We start from the raw sequence: 15,050 nt of genomic DNA, 5'->3' as shown, positions 1-15,050 counted from the left end.
TGACCAGGTCAACCACCTGGAAGGGGGGCGGCCGGCCTGGTCGGGGCGGGCGTGACGCCCGGCGTGCTCCTGGCCGGCGCGGTGGTCGCGCACACGGACGGCCGGGCGGAAGCCGTGGGGGAGACGCCCGTGCCCGGCACGGCAGCGCCTCGCACACGCGATGCCGTCGTCCGGGCCCCGGTCCTCCTCCAGCCGTTGCGGATCGCCAGCCGTTGCGGATCGCTCCGGTCCGCGTCGAAACACGGCCTGCGCGTCCTCCTCGAAGGCGCAATCACGGCGGTCCCGGTCGGGCTGGGTATGAGCGGGGGCGGACAAGGGCACGATCGCGGCGACCGCGAAGAGCGTGCCGATGACACCGGTACGACGTGCATCGTGCGTCTCCTTTCCGGCCACCGGGGGCTCGCGCTCCGACGCCAGGGGAGGCGGACGGCGGCCACCTGCGGTCCTGGGCCGTTCGGGTGGTCCGGAGCGCCTCGCCGGGCAGGCCCGGCGGGGGTGATGGATCACATGCCGCGCCCGGCCGTTGACACCGCGTGCCAGGGCTTCTAGCGTCACACCCACTGAAGGTACTAAGCGGTCGCTCACCTGAGGAGAACGAGTCATGTCCACCACTGAGCAGCGGGTCGCCGTCGTCACCGGTGCCGCGCGCGGCATCGGCGCCGCCACCGCCGTACGACTGGCCGCCGAGGGCCGCGCGGTCGCCGTGCTCGACCTCGACGAGGCCGCCTGCAAGGACACCGTCGAGAAGATCACCGCCGCCGGGGGCAAGGCCATCGCGGTCGGCTGCGACGTCTCCGACGAGGCGCAGGTCGAGGCGGCCGTCGCACGGATCACCGAAGAACTCGGCGCGCCCACGATCCTGGTCAACAACGCGGGCGTGCTGCGCGACAACCTGCTGTTCAAGATGAGCGTCTCCGACTGGGACACCGTCATGAACGTGCACCTGCGCGGCGCCTTCCTGATGTCCAAGGCCTGCCAGAAGCACATGGTCGACGCGGGCTTCGGCCGGATCGTCAACCTGTCCTCGTCCTCCGCGCTCGGCAACCGCGGCCAGGTGAACTACTCGGCGGCCAAGGCCGGTCTGCAGGGCTTCACCAAGACCCTCGCCAAGGAGCTCGGCAAGTTCGGCGTCACCGCCAACGCCGTCGCCCCCGGCTTCATCGCCACGGAGATGACCAAGGCCACCGCCGAGCGCGTCGGCATGGGCTTCGAGGACTTCAAGGCCGCGGCCGCCACCCAGATCCCGGTGGCCCGGGTCGGCGAGCCGGAGGACATCGCCAACGCCATCGCCTTCTTCACCGGCGAGGCCGCCGGGTTCGTCTCCGGCCAGGTGCTGTACGTGGCCGGCGGACCGCTCGACTAAGGACGAAGAGAACATGACTTCCACGGAACTCTCCGGCAAGGTCGCCCTCGTCACGGGCGCCAGCCGCGGTATCGGCTACGGCGTCGCCGAGGCGCTCGTCGCGCGCGGCGACCGTGTCCTCATCACCGGTCGCAACGAGGACGCCCTCAAGGAGGCCGTCGAGCGGCTCGGCGCCGACCGCGCGGTGTACGTGGCCGGCAAGGCACACGACGAGGCCCACCAGACCGTCGCCGTCGAACGCGCGATGGAGGCCTTCGGCCGCGTCGACTTCCTGGTCAACAACGCCGGTACCAACCCGGTTTTCGGGCCGATCGCCGACCTCGACCTGAACGTCGCGCGCAAGGTCTTCGAGACCAACGTCGTCTCGGCGCTCGGCTTCGCGCAGAAGACGTGGCACGCCTGGCAGAAGGACAACGGCGGCGCGATCGTCAACATCGCCTCCGTCGCGGGCCTGTCGCCCTCGCCGTTCATCGGCGCGTACGGCGTCAGCAAGGCGGCGATGATCAACCTGACGGTGCAGCTCGCGCACGAGTTCGCGCCCGGCGTGCGGGTCAACGCGATCGCCCCGGCCGTGGTGAAGACCAAGTTCGCCCAGGCCCTGTACGAGGGCCGGGAGGAGGAGGCCGCGGCGGCCTACCCGCTCGGGCGGCTCGGCGTGCCCTCCGACATCGGCGGCGCGGCCGCGTTCCTCACCTCCGAGCAGTCCGACTGGATCACCGGCCAGACGCTCGTGGTGGACGGCGGGATCTTCCTCAACGCCGGCACCGGCTGAGACGAGCCCCCGGCACGGGCGCCCTGTGGACGGCTCAGGGCGCCCGTGCCGTCGTAAAGCCACCGCAAAGGGCGATGACAACGTCGTCAAAGGTTTATCGATCAAGAGGTCGTGTTCCGGGGAGGGTCAGGGGGCGTGGCACTGCGGTATGGTCTGCCGACCCTTGGTATGGCAGATCGAGGAGCGTGCGCGTGTTCAACCGGAACCGATGCCTGCGGCGGGTGGCGGCCATCGCGTCCCTATCGTCCCTGGTCGCCGGATGCGGCGTCCTGTCGTCCGACACCCCGGACGACGCGGGGCCGATCGTCGTCGGCACCACCAGTGCCCCCAGCACGCTCGATCCCGCCGCGTCCTGGGACAGCTCCTGGGAACTGTTCCGCAACATCTACCAGACGTTGCTGAGCTACCCCGTCGGTGAGACCACGCCCCAGCCGGACGCCGCCGAGCGGTGCCAGTTCAGCGACGCGTCGAACCAGGTGTACCGCTGCGAGCTGCGCGAGGGCCTGAAGTTCTCCAACGGCGAGGCGCTCGACGCCCAGGCCGTGAAGTACTCGTTCGACCGGATCCGCAAGATCAACGTCAACGGCGGGCCCGCCGGTCTGCTGGGCAGCCTCGAACGGGTCCAGGCGCCGAACGACCGTGAGGTGATCTTCCACCTCAACAAGCCCGACGCCACCTTCCCGTTCGTGCTCGCCACGCCCGCGATGTCCATCGTCTCGCCGAAGGACTACCCGGCGGACAGCCTGCGCAAGAGCGGCGACGTCGTCGGCTCGGGGCCGTACACCCTCGACTCGTACGACGAGGGCGAGGAGGCCGTCCTCGTCAGAAACGACGCCTACCAGGGCTTCGCCCAGCGCCGGAACAACGCGGTCACCGTCCGCTACTACCAGGACTCCGGCGAAATGGTCGAGGCCCTGCGGGACAAGCGGATCGACGTGACCTACCGCGGTCTGGCCGCCGGAGACGTCGTCGACCTGCAGAGCAAGACCTCCAAGGAGGAGGAGATCCAGCTCGTCGAGGGCACCGGCACGGACATCAACTACCTGGTGTTCAACCCGAAGGACGCCTGGGCCGACAAGAAGCCCGTGCGCCAGGCCATCGCGCAGGTCGTCGACCGGGCGGCGATCGCCCACAAGGTCTACAAGGACACCGTCGACCCGCTGTACTCCATGGTCCCCAAGGGACTCACCGGCCACACCACCGGCTTCTTCGACGACTACGGCGACCCCGACGTCGCCAAGGCCCGCAAGATCCTCACCGAGGCCGGCATCAACCAGAAGGTCCCGCTGACCTTCTGGTACACGAGCGACCGCTACGGCTCCGAGACCGCCGCCGAGTTCAAGGAGCTGAAGCGCCAGCTGGAGGACTCCGGCCTGTTCTCGATCAGCCTCAAGAGCCGCCCCTGGAAGACCTATGTCGAGGGCTACCAGAAGGGCGAGTACCCGGTGTTCGGACGCGGCTGGTTCCCCGACTTCCCGGACGCCGAGAACTTCATCGCGCCCTTCGTCGGCGAGCAGAACGCCCTCGGCACGCCGTACCCGGCCCCCGAGATCACCGGCGACCTGCTGCCCCGCTCGCGCCGCGAGAGCGACCGCGCGAACGTGGAGAAGGAGTTCGAGGAGGCCCAGCGGATCCTGGTGGACGACGCGCGGCTGCTGCCGCTGTGGCAGGGCCGGCAGTACGTGGCGGCGAGCCGGGACGTCTCGGGCGCCGAGCGGGCCCTGGACCCGTCGACGATCATGATGATGTGGGAGCTGCACCGCAAGACTGCCTGGTAGCGCGGGCGGTCGGGGTTCCCGGGCGCGTTGTCAGTGGTCGCCGGTAGGTTCTGAGGCCTGCAAGTGACCGCACATCGTGAGGACGTTGACGTGACCGACATCGCCATGCTGCCCGAGTCCTGGCGCGGGGTTCTGGGTGACGAGCTGCAGCAGCCCTGGTTCAAGGAGCTGACGGAGTTCGTCGAGGAGGAGCGGGCGAAGGGTCCCGTCTACCCGCCGCGCGAGGAGGTCTTCGCGGCGCTGGACGCCACGCCGTACGACCGGGTCAAGGTCCTGATCCTCGGTCAGGACCCGTACCACGGCGAGGGCCAGGGCCACGGCCTGTGCTTCTCCGTGAGGCCCGGGGTGCGGATCCCGCCTTCCCTGCGGAACATCTACAAGGAGATGCACGAGGAACTGGGCACCCCCATCCCTGACAACGGCTATCTGATGCCGTGGGCCGAGCAGGGCGTGCTGCTGCTCAACGCGGTGCTCACCGTCCGGGCCGGGGAGGCCAACTCCCACAAGGGCCGGGGCTGGGAGAAGTTCACCGACGCCGTGATCCGGGCCGTGGCCGAGCGTTCCGACCCGGCGGTGTTCGTGCTGTGGGGGAACTACGCGCAGAAGAAGCTCCCACTGATCGACGAGACCCGGCACGCGGTGGTCAAGGGCGCGCACCCCTCGCCCCTGTCGGCGAAGAAGTTCTTCGGCTCGCGGCCCTTCACGCAGATCAACGCGGCGGTGGCGGCGCAGGGCCACGAGCCGATCGACTGGACCATCCCGAACCTGGGCTGACGACGGTCCCTCCGGGGCGGACCGCCGGGTGCGGACGGGGCGGTGTCCGGAGCCGCCTGAGCCGGATCGGCTCCCGCTGCGGCTAGCGTCGGGGCGAACAGCCGGCGAGAGCGCGGAGGGCGTCGTGGCGGAGCGACAGGGGCAGGCGGCGCCGGACGCCGTGCTGACGCGGATCGGGCAGGTCGTCATGCTGCACCACGCGGGAGACCGGGAGGAGGCCCGCCACCGCCTGCTGGACCTGTGGGCGGAGATCGGCGAGCACGGCGACCCGCTGCACCGCTGCACCCTCGCCCACTACCTGGCCGACACCCAGGACGACCCGGCGGACGAACTGGCCTGGGACCTGCGCGCGTTGGCGGCGGCCGAAGAGGCCGGGCAGGAAGCCCTCGCGGTGCTCGCGTTCTACCCCTCCCTGCACGTGAACCTCGCCGACGACTATGTCGGACTCGGCCGGTTCGATGCCGCCCGCGCACATCTGCGGTGGGCCCGGGAAGCCGCCGCAGTCCTCGCCGACGACCGCTACGGCGAGGGCGTACGGGCGGCCATCGAGCGGCTTCGGGCCCGGCTGGGGGACAGCGGCGGCGGGAGAGGGACGCCGCCGCGGCAGCGGCCCTGAGACCCGGCCGCGGCAGCGGCCCCCGGGCACGGGTCAACGCCCGCAGGTGGCGTGGCGGCGGCCGCTGGACACCGGTCAACGCCCGTAGGCGTCGCGGCAGATCGTCGCCTCCGGGCTGTCCGCCCGCCAGCCTCCGTAGCGCCGGCCCAGCGCGCACACGTCCGTGCCGTCGGGGACCCGCCCGCGGACGTCCTGCCGCACCGGCGCCGACACGTCGGGGAGGCCGGCGCGCGGCCGCTGAGGGCTGCGGCGGGGTGACTCGGGACGGTCCGGGCGGTCCGGGCGGTCCGGGCGGGCGGGCCGGGTACCGGCCTCGTGCCGGCCGGACGGCGGCCGCTGCCGCTCGGACCCCACCGCCGGGGGCGCGGCCGCCGGAGGGGTCGCCGACGGGCCCGACCCGGCTGTGGCCGGCTTCGGGCGGCGGGGCCCCTCCTCGATGAGCTGCAGCGCCTCGCGGGCCGGCGCCTGCACGATCTGCGTCTGCGTCCGCCCGTCGGGCTGCGGCAGCGGCGGCCGGGACGGCGCCGCCGAGGGCCCCGGCGCGGAGGGATGCCGGACCGTCGTACAGCCGGCGAGGGCCGAGACAGCCACGGTCACCAGGAGCGTCGCTGTGGTCGTCGTTCGATGCACCCGCGTCACTCTGGTGCGTCCGGCCCGCGCCCGGGCGGCGGACCGGCGGAGGATGCCCCGCACGGGTGATGTCCCGCCCCGTACGGAGGGCGTGGGCCCGCCGGGGCTGACGTCAGTCGCCGGTCGCGCCGTCGATGCGCTCGCGGAGCAGGTCGGCGTGGCCGTTGTGGCGCGCGTACTCCTCGATCATGTGGGTGTAGATCCAGCGCAGGTTGAACCGCTCGCCGGTGCGCCGGTGCCTGCCCTCGGAGATGTCGTCCAGGGTGAAGCGGGCGGCGTTGGCGCGGGCCGCCTCGATCTCGCCCTGCCAGGTGGTGTGGGCCTCCGCCCAGGTGTCGGCCCCGGTCAGGTGGAACTCGCCGTCCAGGTCGTCGTCGCTGAAGTACAGGGGCGGCGCGTCTTCGTTCGCCAGCACCCGGCGGAACCAGCTGCGCTCCACGTCCGCCATGTGCCGCACGAGGCCCAGCAGGGACAGTTCCGAGGGAGGCGCGGAGGCGGTCCTGAGCTGCTCGTCGCTCAGCCCTTCGCACTTCCACGCGAGGGTCTGCCGGTGGAACTCCAGCCACCCCTCCAGCATGGTGCGTTCGTCGGCGGTCGTGGCGGGCATGCTGCGTTCGGTCGTCATGGCTCCATCCTTTCCCGGCGCCCTGGGCCGCACCACGTATTTCTCAGCCCCGGAGCATCCCGTCGAGCAACTCCCGCAACCCGGCCCGCACTTCTGCCAGGCTCGGCGTCGCGGCGCCGAACGACCCCGCCACGCAACTGAACATCAGCCCGTCCGCCCAGGCGATCAGCGACAGCGTGTGCCGGTCGGACTCGGTGGAGCCCAGGCCGGTGACGAGGGCGGTGAGCTGGTCGCGGAAGCGGGCGCCCGTCGCGTCGAAGCACGCCCGCAGCTCGGGGCGGCGCGTCGCCTCCAGCGCCAGTTCGTAGCGGGCCAGTGTGAGCGCGCGATGGCCGGTCAGGGCGCGGTGGATCGCGAGGGCCAGGGCGTCCAGCAGTGGCTCGGTACCGGCGCCGGGGTCCGGCATCTCGTGCAGCGCGAGCACCCGCGCCTCGCGGTCGGCCAGCCGCCGCACCGCCAGCTCCAGCAGGGCCTGCCGGGTGCGCGCGAGGTTCGACGTGGAGCCCTGGGGGAGCCCGGCCGCCTCGTCGACCGCCCGGTGCGTCAGACCGCGCATCCCGCGCTCGGCGAGCAGGGCCAGGGCGGTGTCGGCGACGAGATCGGCGCGGGAGGGGCCGGTGGTGCGTACGGACATGACGGCCACGCTACCCGTCTCACTACAGGTGTAGTACCGTCGAACGCGTACTACAGATGTAGTGAGGGGCAGGAGGAGCCATGGCACAGTCGAGGCGAGCCGTCGTGATCGGCGGCGGGATCGGGGGCCTGACCGCGGCGGCGGCCCTGCACGCGCGCGGCTGGCGGGTCACCGTGCTGGAGAGGGCCCGCTCGCTGGAGCCGGTCGGCGCGGCCATCTCGCTGGCCCCCAACTCCCTGCGCGCCCTGGACGTCATCGGACTCGGCGACGAGATCCGGGCCCTCGCCGCCTGGGCGGGGGACGGCGGTCTGCGCACACCGGGCGGGCGGTGGCTCGCGCGCACCTCGGCCGGCGCCGCCGCCGCGCGCTTCGGCGGCCCGCTCGTGCTGCTGCACCGCGCCACGCTCATCACGAGCCTCGCCTCCCGGCTCCCGGCGGACACCGTGCGCACGGCCTCCGCCGCGACCCTCGCCGACCCGGGCGGCCCCGGCCGGCCCGCCCGCGTCACCACGCCCGACGGTGAGCTGGAGGCCGACCTCGTGGTCGGCGCCGACGGCATCCACTCCGCCGTGCGCCGCGCGCTCTTCCCCGGCCATCCGGGGCCGGTCTACTCCGGCTTCACCACCTGGCGGGTCGTGATCCCCCTGCCCGGCGTGGAGTTCACCTCGCACGAGACCTGGGGCCTCGGCCGGATCTGGGGCACGCACCCGCTCAAGGACGGCCGCGTCTACGCCTACGCCGCCGCCAGGACACCGGCCGGGGAGAGCGCGCCGGACGACGAGCGGGCCGAGCTGCTGCGCCGCTTCGGCGACTGGCACGAGCCGGTCCCTGCCGTGCTCGCCGCCGCCCGCCCCGGCGACGTGCTGCGCCACGACGTGCACCACATCGCCGAGCCCTGCCCGCCTACCACCGGGGCCGGGTCACCCTGGTCGGCGACGCCGCGCACGCCATGCCGCCGACCCTGGGCCAGGGCGGCAACCAGGCGATCGAGGACGCGGTCGTGCTCGCGCACCACTGCGACGACCCGGCCGCCTACACCGCCGCCCGGCTGCCCCGCACGACCGCCGTGGCACGCCAGGCCGTGCGGGTCGCCCGCCTCAACCTCATGACCGGCCGCACCGGCGTCGCCGTCCGGAACACCGCCATGGCCGCCCTGTCCAAGGCCGGACCCGCCCTGTTCCTGCGCGGCTTCGACGGCATCGCCGACTGGCGGCCGCCGCAGCAGCCGTATGCTTCCCAGCAGTCCCCGGCAGGCAACCACTAGAGGAGAGCACCAGGTGAAGGTCGGCTGCATCGGACTCGGCGACATCGCGCAGAAGGCCTACCTCCCGGTCCTCGCCTTCCGGCCCGGCGTCGAGCTGCACCTGCAGACCCGCACGCCCGCCACCCTCGACCGGGTCGCCGACGGCCTCCACATCCCCCGCGAGCAGCGGCACGCCACCCTCGACTCCCTGCTCGCGGCGGACCTCGACGCCGCCTTCGTGCACGCGCCCACGCCGGCCCACCCGGAGATCGTGACACGGCTGCTGGAAGCGGGCGTACCCACCTACGTCGACAAGCCGCTCGCCTACGAACTCGCCGACTCCGCGCGGCTGGTGGCGCTCGCCGAGGAGCGGGGCGTGAGCCTGGCCGTCGGCTTCAACCGGCGCCACGCCCCCGGATACACGCAGTGCGCCGACCATCCCCGTGAGCTGATCCTGATGCAGAAGAACCGCGTCGGGCTGCCCGAGGACCCGCGCACGATGATCCTCGACGACTTCATCCACGTCGTCGACACCCTGCGGTTCCTGGCGCCCGGCGCGATCGACGACGTGAGCGTGCGCGCCCGCGTCCGGGACGGCCTGCTGCACCACGTGGTGCTCCAGCTCGCCGGGGACGGCTTCACCGCGCTGGGTGTGATGAACCGGCTCAGCGGCTCCGCCGAGGAGATCCTGGAGGTGTCCGGGCAGGACACCAAGCGGCAGGTGGTCAACCTCGCCGAGGTGGTCGACCACAAGGGGCAGCCGACCGTACGGCGGCGCGGGGACTGGGTGCCGGTCGCCCGGCAGCGCGGCATCGAGCAGGCGGTGCTGGCGTTCCTGGACGCGGTGCGGGCGGGCCGGGTGCTCAGCGCCCTGGACGCGCTGGAGACCCATGAGCTGTGCGAACGGGTGGTACGCGCGGTGCAGGAGCGGACCGCCTGAGCCGCAGCGTCCGTACGCCCTCACCGGCCGCCCACGCGGCGAGGACCAGCAGGGCGGCGTGCACGGTCCAGTCGCCGTAGCGGACATAGGGCGTGGTGCCGTGCGCGAGGGGGACGGCGTAGACCTGGCTCGCGGAGGCGTCCGTGCCGAGCCGTGAGCCGACGCGCTGCCCCTGCGGGCCGTAGACGGCCGACACGCCCGTGAGGGTCGCGTGCACCATGGGGCGGCCGGTCTCGGCGGCGCGCAGCGCGGCCAGCGAGGCGTGCTGTGCGGGTGCCCAGCTCTGCTGGAACGTGGACGTCGCGGACTGGCCGATCAGCACGTCGACGCCCTCCCGGGTGAGGTGGCGGGTCATGTCCGGGAACGCCGTCTCGAAGCAGACCATCGGCCCGGCGCGAAGACCGTCGCCCACGTCCATGACCACCGGCTGCGAGCCGCGTCGCCGGTCCTCCCCGGCGGCCTTGCCGACGGAGGTGGCCCAGCCCAGCAGCGAGCGGGCCGGGACGTACTCGCCGAAGGGGACCAGGCGCATCTTGTCGTAGCGCTGCCCGGTCAGGCCGTCCGGCCCGACGAGGACCGAGCTCTTGTAGATGCCGGGCTTGTCGGAGCGCCGGGCGTCCACGTTGACCAGGATGTCGGCGCCCGTCGCGCGGGAGAGGTCCGCGAGGCGCCGGGCGAGGTCGGGCCGGTCGCCGAGGTCGAAGCCGACGCTGCTCTCGCCCCACACGATCAGGTCGGCGTCCTGGCCGGCCAGCCGGCGGGTGAGCTGCTCCTCGCGGTCGAACCGGCGCTCGCCACTGTCCGGACCGCCGATGACGCCCGGCTGGACGACGGCGATCCGGACCTGGCCGTCGACGGCGGGGCGGGGGGCGAGGGTCCAGGCGGCGGAGGTGGCGGCGGCCGTGGCGACGAGCCCGGCCACGGCCGGCACCCGGGCGTGGCGGACCGCGACGAGCACGGCGACGGCCACGTTCAGCGCCACCAGCAGGAAGCTGAGCAGCCACACCCCGCCGACCGAGGCGAGCCGCAGCGCGGGCCCGACCTGCCACTGGCTGCTGCCGAGCATGCCCCAGGGGCCGCCGAGCCCCTGCCAGGAGCGGACCAGCTCGACGGCCAGCCAGCCCGAGGGCAGCACCAGCAGCGCCACCGCGACCCGGGTCCGCGAGGGGACCCCGCCCAGGAGGTGGCGCACCAGCCGGCCCCAGGGGCCCCACAGGGCGCCGAGCAGGGCGGCGAGGACGAACGTGAACACGTGCAGGCTCGGCAGCAGCCAGTGGTGCATGGCCAGCATGAAGCCGAAGCCGCCGCACCAGCCGTCGTAGAAGGCCCGCTTCCCGGTCGGCGCGGTGCGCAGCAGCAGGAGCCACGGGACCAGCGCGACGTAGGCCCACCACCACAGGGCCGGGGCGGGAAAGGCGAGGACCGGGAGGGCGCCCGCGGCCGCGGCCGCGGCGGAGCGCCGCCAGGGGGAGGCGAGCCAGTGGCCGAGCGTCTTCATAGGCGCCTCCTACCCCGCAGGTGCCTCCAGTGTGCGCCCGGCGGACGATCTAGGACAGCGCAGGCCCGGTCAGTCGACCACAGATGCCGCGGGCCGCTCGGGAAGGCGCCGCCACTCCTTGCCTACGACCACCTCGCCCAGCCGCCGGCCCTCCTCCGTACGCAGCAGCGCGAAGGCGTACCGGCCGCCGCACACGAGATCCGGCGCGCGCCGGGCGGCGACCGCACCCGCCATCGGCTCCGGGTCGGGCAGGCATGGCACGGCCGGCGGGCCAGGGGCCGTGCGCGATATTCGGTGGCCGCGGGCGGCCGTGGCGGCGAGCCTGTCCCTCGTGAACGATCAGAACGAACCGCGTTTTCGGATACGCGCCCGCCACACCGAGTCCACGATCACCGTCTACCAGGCCTACCGCCCGGAGATCGGCGGCCCCGCGGCCCGGGGCGGCCGCTTCCCGTCGTCCTGGAAGCGCGACCGCATGACCTGGATCAAGCCGTCGTTCCTGTGGATGATGTACCGCTGCGGCTGGGGCACCAAGGAGGGCCAGGAGACGGTCCTGGCGATCGAGATCCGTCGGGAGGGCTTCCTCTGGGCGCTGCGCCACGCCTGCCTGTCCCATCATGTGCCCGCCCTGCACGGTGACCGGGCCGCCTGGCAGCGGCAGTTGAAGCGGGCGCCGGCGCGGGTGCAGTGGGACCCGGAGCGGGATCTGCGGCTGCGGCCGCTGCCGCACCGGTCACTCCAGCTGGGGCTCGCCGGGGAGGCGGCCGCGCGCTACGCGGACGAGTGGATCGTGGGGATCGAGGACGTCACTCCGCTCGCCGCACAGATCCACGCGCGGGTGCGGGCCGGTGAACTCGGCGCGGTCGCCGGGTTGTTGCCCGAGGAGCGGCCCTATCCGGTCGAGGACGAGGTGCTGGCGCGGCTGGGCGCCTGAGGGACGGGTCGGCGGGAGCCGGACAGCCCGCCTGGGGGAGGGGACGGCGGCGGCCGGTCAGGCCGCCTTGACGACGGCTCCGCGGATCGCGGCCGCCCACTCGACGACGAGGAGCTCGTACTCCGCGCGCTCCTCGGCCGACAGGGTGCCGCCCGTGCGCCGCCACAGCGCACGGATCTCCTCGTTGACCTCGGCGGCGGACCGCACGGAACCAGGGGTCACGAAATCGGGGGACATGCGGACAAGCCTAGGGGCAGCCACTGACAGGCCGCTACCGGACGGCTACCGGACCGCTATGCGGTTGGTCACGAGACGGGGGTCACAGCGGGCCGGGTCAGTGCGCCGGCTCACCCGCGTGCGGGCTGATGGCACCCGTGCTGACCAGGGCGATGATGACGATGCCGAGCGCGATGCGGTACCAGACGAACGGCATGAAGCTCTTGGTCGAGATGAACTTCATGAACCACGCGATCACCGCGTACCCGACGCCGAAGGCGATCACCGTGGCGAAGATCGTCGGGCCCCAGGAGACGTGGCCGCTCTCCGACGCGTCCTTCAGCTCGAACAGGCCCGAGGCCAGCACCGCGGGGATGGCGAGCAGGAAGGAGTAACGGGCCGCCGCCTCGCGCTTGTACCCCATGAACAGGCCGCCGCTGATGGTCGCGCCGGAGCGGGAGACGCCCGGGATCAGCGCCATGGCCTGGCACAGGCCGTAGATCAGGCCGTCGCGGACGCCCAGGTCCTCCAGGGCCTTGCGCTGCTTGGGCGCGCGGTGCTTGCCGCCGCTCTCGTCGCGCGCCGCGAGCCGGTCGGCCACGCCCAGGACGATGCCCATGCCGATCAGCATGGTCGCGGTGATCCGCAGGTCGCGGAAGGGGCCCTCGATCTGGTCCTTCAGCGTCACGCCGAGCACGCCGATCGGGATGGAGCCGACGATCACGAGCCAGCCCATCCGCGCGTCGGGGTCGCCGCGCAGCGCCTTGTTCGTGAGCGAGCGCGTCCAGGCCGAGATGATCCGCCCGATGTCCTTGCGGAAGTAGATCAGCACGGCGGCCTCGGTGCCGATCTGCGTGATCGCCGTGAAGGCCGCGCCCGGGTCCTCCCAGCCCGAGAAGGCCGCCGTCAGCCGCAGGTGGGCGCTGGAGGAGACGGGGAGGAACTCGGTCAGCCCCTGGACGAGTCCGAGGATGAGTGATTCGAACCAAGACATGAGGTAGCGGAGTCCAAGTGCCGATCGTGGGACGGACGACGGGCACACCGGGCCGCCGTCGCGAGGAACGGGGGATCATGTGTGCCGAGGGGGAAGCGTAGCGCCCTTGGGAGACCGCCCGGACACAGGGGTTGGAAGCGGCCCCGGAGCGGAGTGCATCAGGCCGCGGTCGGTCCGCTCACCGTCCAGCCGGGAGCCTGCGGACGGGCCGTGAGGTCCTCGTGGCGCACCTCGTCACCGCAGGCCCGGCACGTGACGACCGGGGCGAGGGCCCGGCCGCAGGAGTGCTCCACGACCATCGGGCGGTCGCCGTCCGCGCGCAGATGGCGGTCGCCCCACGCCATGAGCGTCACCAGCACCGGCTCCAGCTCCAGCCCGGCCCGGGTGGGCCGGTACTCGAAGCGCTGCGGGCGCTCGCTGTAGAGGTGCTTGGCGAGGATCCCGGCGTCCACGAGCCGGCGCAGCCGGGTGGCGAGGATGTCGCGCGGAGCGCCGATGTTGCGCACCAGCTGGTCGAACCGGCCGTTGCCCAGGCACACCTCCCGCAGCACGAGCAACGAGTACTTCTCGCCGACCAGCGCCAGGGTGTCGGCGATGGAGCAGGGGCGCGGATCTCTGCGGGCGGCCATGGCGCTCAGTCTACGAGAGGGTTGGATTTTCCAACCCTGCGGGATACCGTGAGTTCGGATTTCCTACTCACTGGTAGCCGTGGAGGCCCGCCCATGCGAGACGCAGTGATCGTCGAAGCCGTACGCACCCCGATCGGCAAGGGCAAGCCCAACGGCGCCCTCGCACACGTCCATCCCGTGGAACTGCTCGCCCACACCCTGCGCACCCTCGTCGAGCGGTCGGGCATCGACCCGGCGCTGATCGACGACGTCATCGGCGGCACCGTCGACCAGGTCGGCGAGCAGGCCATGAACACCACCCGCTACGCCGTCCTGTCCGCGGGCTTTTCGGAGTCGGTGCCCGCCACCACCGTCGACCGGCAGTGCGGCTCCTCCCAGCAGGCCGTGCACTTCGCCGCCCAGGGCGTCCTCTCGGGCGCCTACGACCTCGTCGTGGCCTGCGGGGTCGAGTCGATGAGCCGGGTGCCGATGTGGTCGAACGTGCCGCCGGGCAAGGACCCCTTCGGTCCCGGGGTCGCCGAGCGCTACCCCGAGGGACTCGTCCCGCAGGGCATCAGCGCCGAGCTCATCGCGGCCAAGTGGTCGATCGGACGCGAGCAGATGGACGCCTTCGCGGTCTCCTCGCACCACAAGGCAGCCGCGGCCTGGGAGGCGGGGTACTTCGACGCCGAGGTCGCTCCCCTGGAGGGCGTCACGCGTGACGAGTGCGTCCGCCCGGACAGCACCCCGGAGGTCCTCGCCGGGCTCAAACCCGCCTACCACGACCCCGGCTTCGCCGAGCGGTTCCCGCAGATCGAGTGGAACGTCACGGCGGGCAACGCCAGCCCGATCAACGACGGCGCCTCGGCCGTGCTCATCACGTCGAGCGAGACCGCGGCCCGGCTCGGGCTCCGTCCGCTCGCCCGGCTGCACAGCTTCGCCGTCACCGGATCCGACCCGCTGCTCATGCTCACGGGCGTCGTCCCGGCGACCGAGAAGGTGCTGCGCAGGGCCTCGCTCAGCCTCGACGACATCGACCTGTTCGAGGTCAACGAGGCGTTCTCCAGCGTCGTCCTGGCCTGGCAGCAGGAGACCGGCGCCGACCTCGGCCGGGTCAACGTGCACGGCGGCGCGATCGCGCTCGGCCATCCACTCGGCGCGAGCGGCACCCGGCTCACGACGACGCTGGTGCACGCGATGCGGGAACGGGGCGCCCGGTACGCGCTGCAGACCATGTGCGAGGCGGGCGGGCTCGCCAACGCCATGGTGCTGGAACGGATCTGAACCGGACGGTGGTGAGGGCCCGTCAGAGCCGGCGCAGCTGGTGCCGCTTGCGCCAGGCCACCACCACGCCCGCCAGCGCGGGCAGGGCGATGCACGCCAGGGCGATCAGGAAGGCGGGGGACGTCGGCGTCGAGGCACGGG

General features: G+C 72.8%; 16 protein-coding genes and 1 pseudogene. 9 read left to right on the top strand and 8 right to left on the bottom strand.

Features of this window, described 5'->3' with window-relative positions:
• Positions 1 to 601: 601 nt before the first annotated feature.
• From fabG to RIN80_RS02825, 5 genes are all read left to right on the top strand, one after another.
• Positions 602 to 1,363, top strand: coding sequence for a 3-oxoacyl-ACP reductase FabG (gene fabG / locus RIN80_RS02845; protein WP_010041288.1), 762 nt, complete (start codon positions 602 to 604; stop codon positions 1,361 to 1,363).
• Between the two features lie 13 nt (positions 1,364 to 1,376).
• Positions 1,377 to 2,135, top strand: a complete 759-nt coding sequence (locus RIN80_RS02840) for an SDR family oxidoreductase (protein WP_309093855.1) — start codon at positions 1,377 to 1,379, stop codon at positions 2,133 to 2,135.
• A 191-nt stretch (positions 2,136 to 2,326) separates the two neighbouring features.
• The gene (locus RIN80_RS02835) at positions 2,327 to 3,913 is read left to right on the top strand and encodes an ABC transporter substrate-binding protein (protein ID WP_309093854.1); all 1,587 of its coding nucleotides are present in this window, start codon (positions 2,327 to 2,329) and stop codon (positions 3,911 to 3,913) included.
• A gap of 90 nt (positions 3,914 to 4,003) precedes the next feature.
• Entirely contained in the window at positions 4,004 to 4,687 is a 684-nt protein-coding gene (gene ung, locus RIN80_RS02830; protein ID WP_309093853.1) for a uracil-DNA glycosylase, read from the top strand.
• 124 nt (positions 4,688 to 4,811) lie between these two features.
• Positions 4,812 to 5,303 (top strand): hypothetical protein, encoded by a 492-nt coding sequence (locus tag RIN80_RS02825; RefSeq protein WP_309093852.1) that lies wholly within the window; start codon positions 4,812 to 4,814, stop codon positions 5,301 to 5,303.
• A gap of 75 nt (positions 5,304 to 5,378) precedes the next feature.
• Here RIN80_RS02825 and RIN80_RS02820 read toward each other — a convergent pair whose 3' ends face one another.
• The 3 genes from RIN80_RS02820 to RIN80_RS02810 form a co-directional block, all read right to left on the bottom strand.
• Complete coding sequence (locus RIN80_RS02820; protein WP_309093851.1) at positions 5,379 to 5,894, bottom strand: hypothetical protein; 516 nt, start codon at positions 5,892 to 5,894, stop codon at positions 5,379 to 5,381.
• Positions 5,895 to 6,045: 151 nt separating this feature from the next.
• The gene (locus RIN80_RS02815) at positions 6,046 to 6,558 is read right to left on the bottom strand and encodes a DinB family protein (protein ID WP_309093850.1); all 513 of its coding nucleotides are present in this window, start codon (positions 6,556 to 6,558) and stop codon (positions 6,046 to 6,048) included.
• 43 nt (positions 6,559 to 6,601) lie between these two features.
• Entirely contained in the window at positions 6,602 to 7,192 is a 591-nt protein-coding gene (locus RIN80_RS02810) for a TetR/AcrR family transcriptional regulator (protein WP_309093849.1), read from the bottom strand.
• An 80-nt stretch (positions 7,193 to 7,272) separates the two neighbouring features.
• Between RIN80_RS02810 and RIN80_RS02805 the strand changes: the two are divergent.
• Positions 7,273 to 8,456, top strand: a pseudogene (locus tag RIN80_RS02805) (FAD-dependent monooxygenase).
• 13 nt (positions 8,457 to 8,469) lie between these two features.
• Entirely contained in the window at positions 8,470 to 9,375 is a 906-nt protein-coding gene (locus RIN80_RS02800; protein WP_309093848.1) for a Gfo/Idh/MocA family oxidoreductase, read from the top strand.
• Here the strand turns inward: RIN80_RS02800 and lnt are convergent.
• Positions 9,299 to 10,873: an apolipoprotein N-acyltransferase gene (lnt, locus tag RIN80_RS02795; RefSeq protein WP_309093847.1), complete on the bottom strand. Its 1,575-nt coding sequence runs from the start codon at positions 10,871 to 10,873 to the stop codon at positions 9,299 to 9,301. The genes RIN80_RS02800 and lnt overlap by 77 nt on opposite strands.
• Positions 10,874 to 10,942: 69 nt before the next feature.
• Positions 10,943 to 11,107, bottom strand: coding sequence for a hypothetical protein (locus RIN80_RS02790; RefSeq protein ID WP_375141593.1), 165 nt, complete (start codon positions 11,105 to 11,107; stop codon positions 10,943 to 10,945).
• Between the two features lie 97 nt (positions 11,108 to 11,204).
• On the opposite strand from RIN80_RS02790, the gene RIN80_RS02785 reads away from it, so the two are divergent.
• Positions 11,205 to 11,807 carry a DUF4291 domain-containing protein gene (locus RIN80_RS02785; protein WP_309093846.1) on the top strand — a complete coding sequence of 201 codons (603 nt, stop codon included), beginning with the start codon at positions 11,205 to 11,207 and terminating at the stop codon, positions 11,805 to 11,807.
• Positions 11,808 to 11,864: 57 nt separating this feature from the next.
• Here the strand turns inward: RIN80_RS02785 and RIN80_RS02780 are convergent, their stop codons facing one another.
• The 3 genes from RIN80_RS02780 to RIN80_RS02770 form a co-directional block, all read right to left on the bottom strand.
• A complete protein-coding gene (locus RIN80_RS02780; protein WP_086562056.1) occupies positions 11,865 to 12,044 on the bottom strand; it encodes a hypothetical protein in 180 nt (59 codons plus the stop codon).
• Between the two features lie 97 nt (positions 12,045 to 12,141).
• A complete protein-coding gene (locus RIN80_RS02775) occupies positions 12,142 to 13,017 on the bottom strand; it encodes an undecaprenyl-diphosphate phosphatase (RefSeq protein WP_309093845.1) in 876 nt (291 codons plus the stop codon).
• Positions 13,018 to 13,175: 158 nt separating this feature from the next.
• Positions 13,176 to 13,646, bottom strand: coding sequence for a helix-turn-helix domain-containing protein (locus RIN80_RS02770; RefSeq protein ID WP_309093844.1), 471 nt, complete (start codon positions 13,644 to 13,646; stop codon positions 13,176 to 13,178).
• Between the two features lie 93 nt (positions 13,647 to 13,739).
• Here RIN80_RS02770 and RIN80_RS02765 point away from each other — a divergent pair, with 93 nt between their 5' ends.
• The gene (locus tag RIN80_RS02765) at positions 13,740 to 14,909 is read left to right on the top strand and encodes a thiolase family protein (RefSeq protein ID WP_309093843.1); all 1,170 of its coding nucleotides are present in this window, start codon (positions 13,740 to 13,742) and stop codon (positions 14,907 to 14,909) included.
• Positions 14,910 to 15,050: the final 141 nt, after the last annotated feature.

Source organism: Streptomyces sp. (assembly GCF_031181705.1).
Taxonomy (GTDB): domain Bacteria; phylum Actinomycetota; class Actinomycetes; order Streptomycetales; family Streptomycetaceae; genus Streptomyces.
Note: the sequence above shows the minus strand (reverse complement) of the source record. Positions and strands in the feature narration are given on the sequence as shown.

Excerpts from the sequence above, each read along its gene's own strand:
- RIN80_RS02765 (WP_309093843.1), top strand. The coding sequence starts at position 13,740 with ATGCGAGACGCAGTGATCGTCGAAGCCGTACGCACCCCGATCGGCAAG.
- RIN80_RS02780 (WP_086562056.1), bottom strand. The coding sequence starts at position 12,044 with ATGTCCCCCGATTTCGTGACCCCTGGTTCCGTGCGGTCCGCCGCCGAG.
- RIN80_RS02770 (WP_309093844.1), bottom strand. The coding sequence starts at position 13,646 with ATGGCCGCCCGCAGAGATCCGCGCCCCTGCTCCATCGCCGACACCCTG.
- fabG (WP_010041288.1), top strand. The coding sequence starts at position 602 with ATGTCCACCACTGAGCAGCGGGTCGCCGTCGTCACCGGTGCCGCGCGC.
- lnt (WP_309093847.1), bottom strand. The coding sequence starts at position 10,873 with ATGAAGACGCTCGGCCACTGGCTCGCCTCCCCCTGGCGGCGCTCCGCC.
- RIN80_RS02775 (WP_309093845.1), bottom strand. The coding sequence starts at position 13,017 with ATGTCTTGGTTCGAATCACTCATCCTCGGACTCGTCCAGGGGCTGACC.
- RIN80_RS02815 (WP_309093850.1), bottom strand. The coding sequence starts at position 6,558 with ATGACGACCGAACGCAGCATGCCCGCCACGACCGCCGACGAACGCACC.
- RIN80_RS02790 (WP_375141593.1), bottom strand. The coding sequence starts at position 11,107 with ATGGCGGGTGCGGTCGCCGCCCGGCGCGCGCCGGATCTCGTGTGCGGC.
- RIN80_RS02840 (WP_309093855.1), top strand. The coding sequence starts at position 1,377 with ATGACTTCCACGGAACTCTCCGGCAAGGTCGCCCTCGTCACGGGCGCC.
- RIN80_RS02810 (WP_309093849.1), bottom strand. The coding sequence starts at position 7,192 with ATGTCCGTACGCACCACCGGCCCCTCCCGCGCCGATCTCGTCGCCGAC.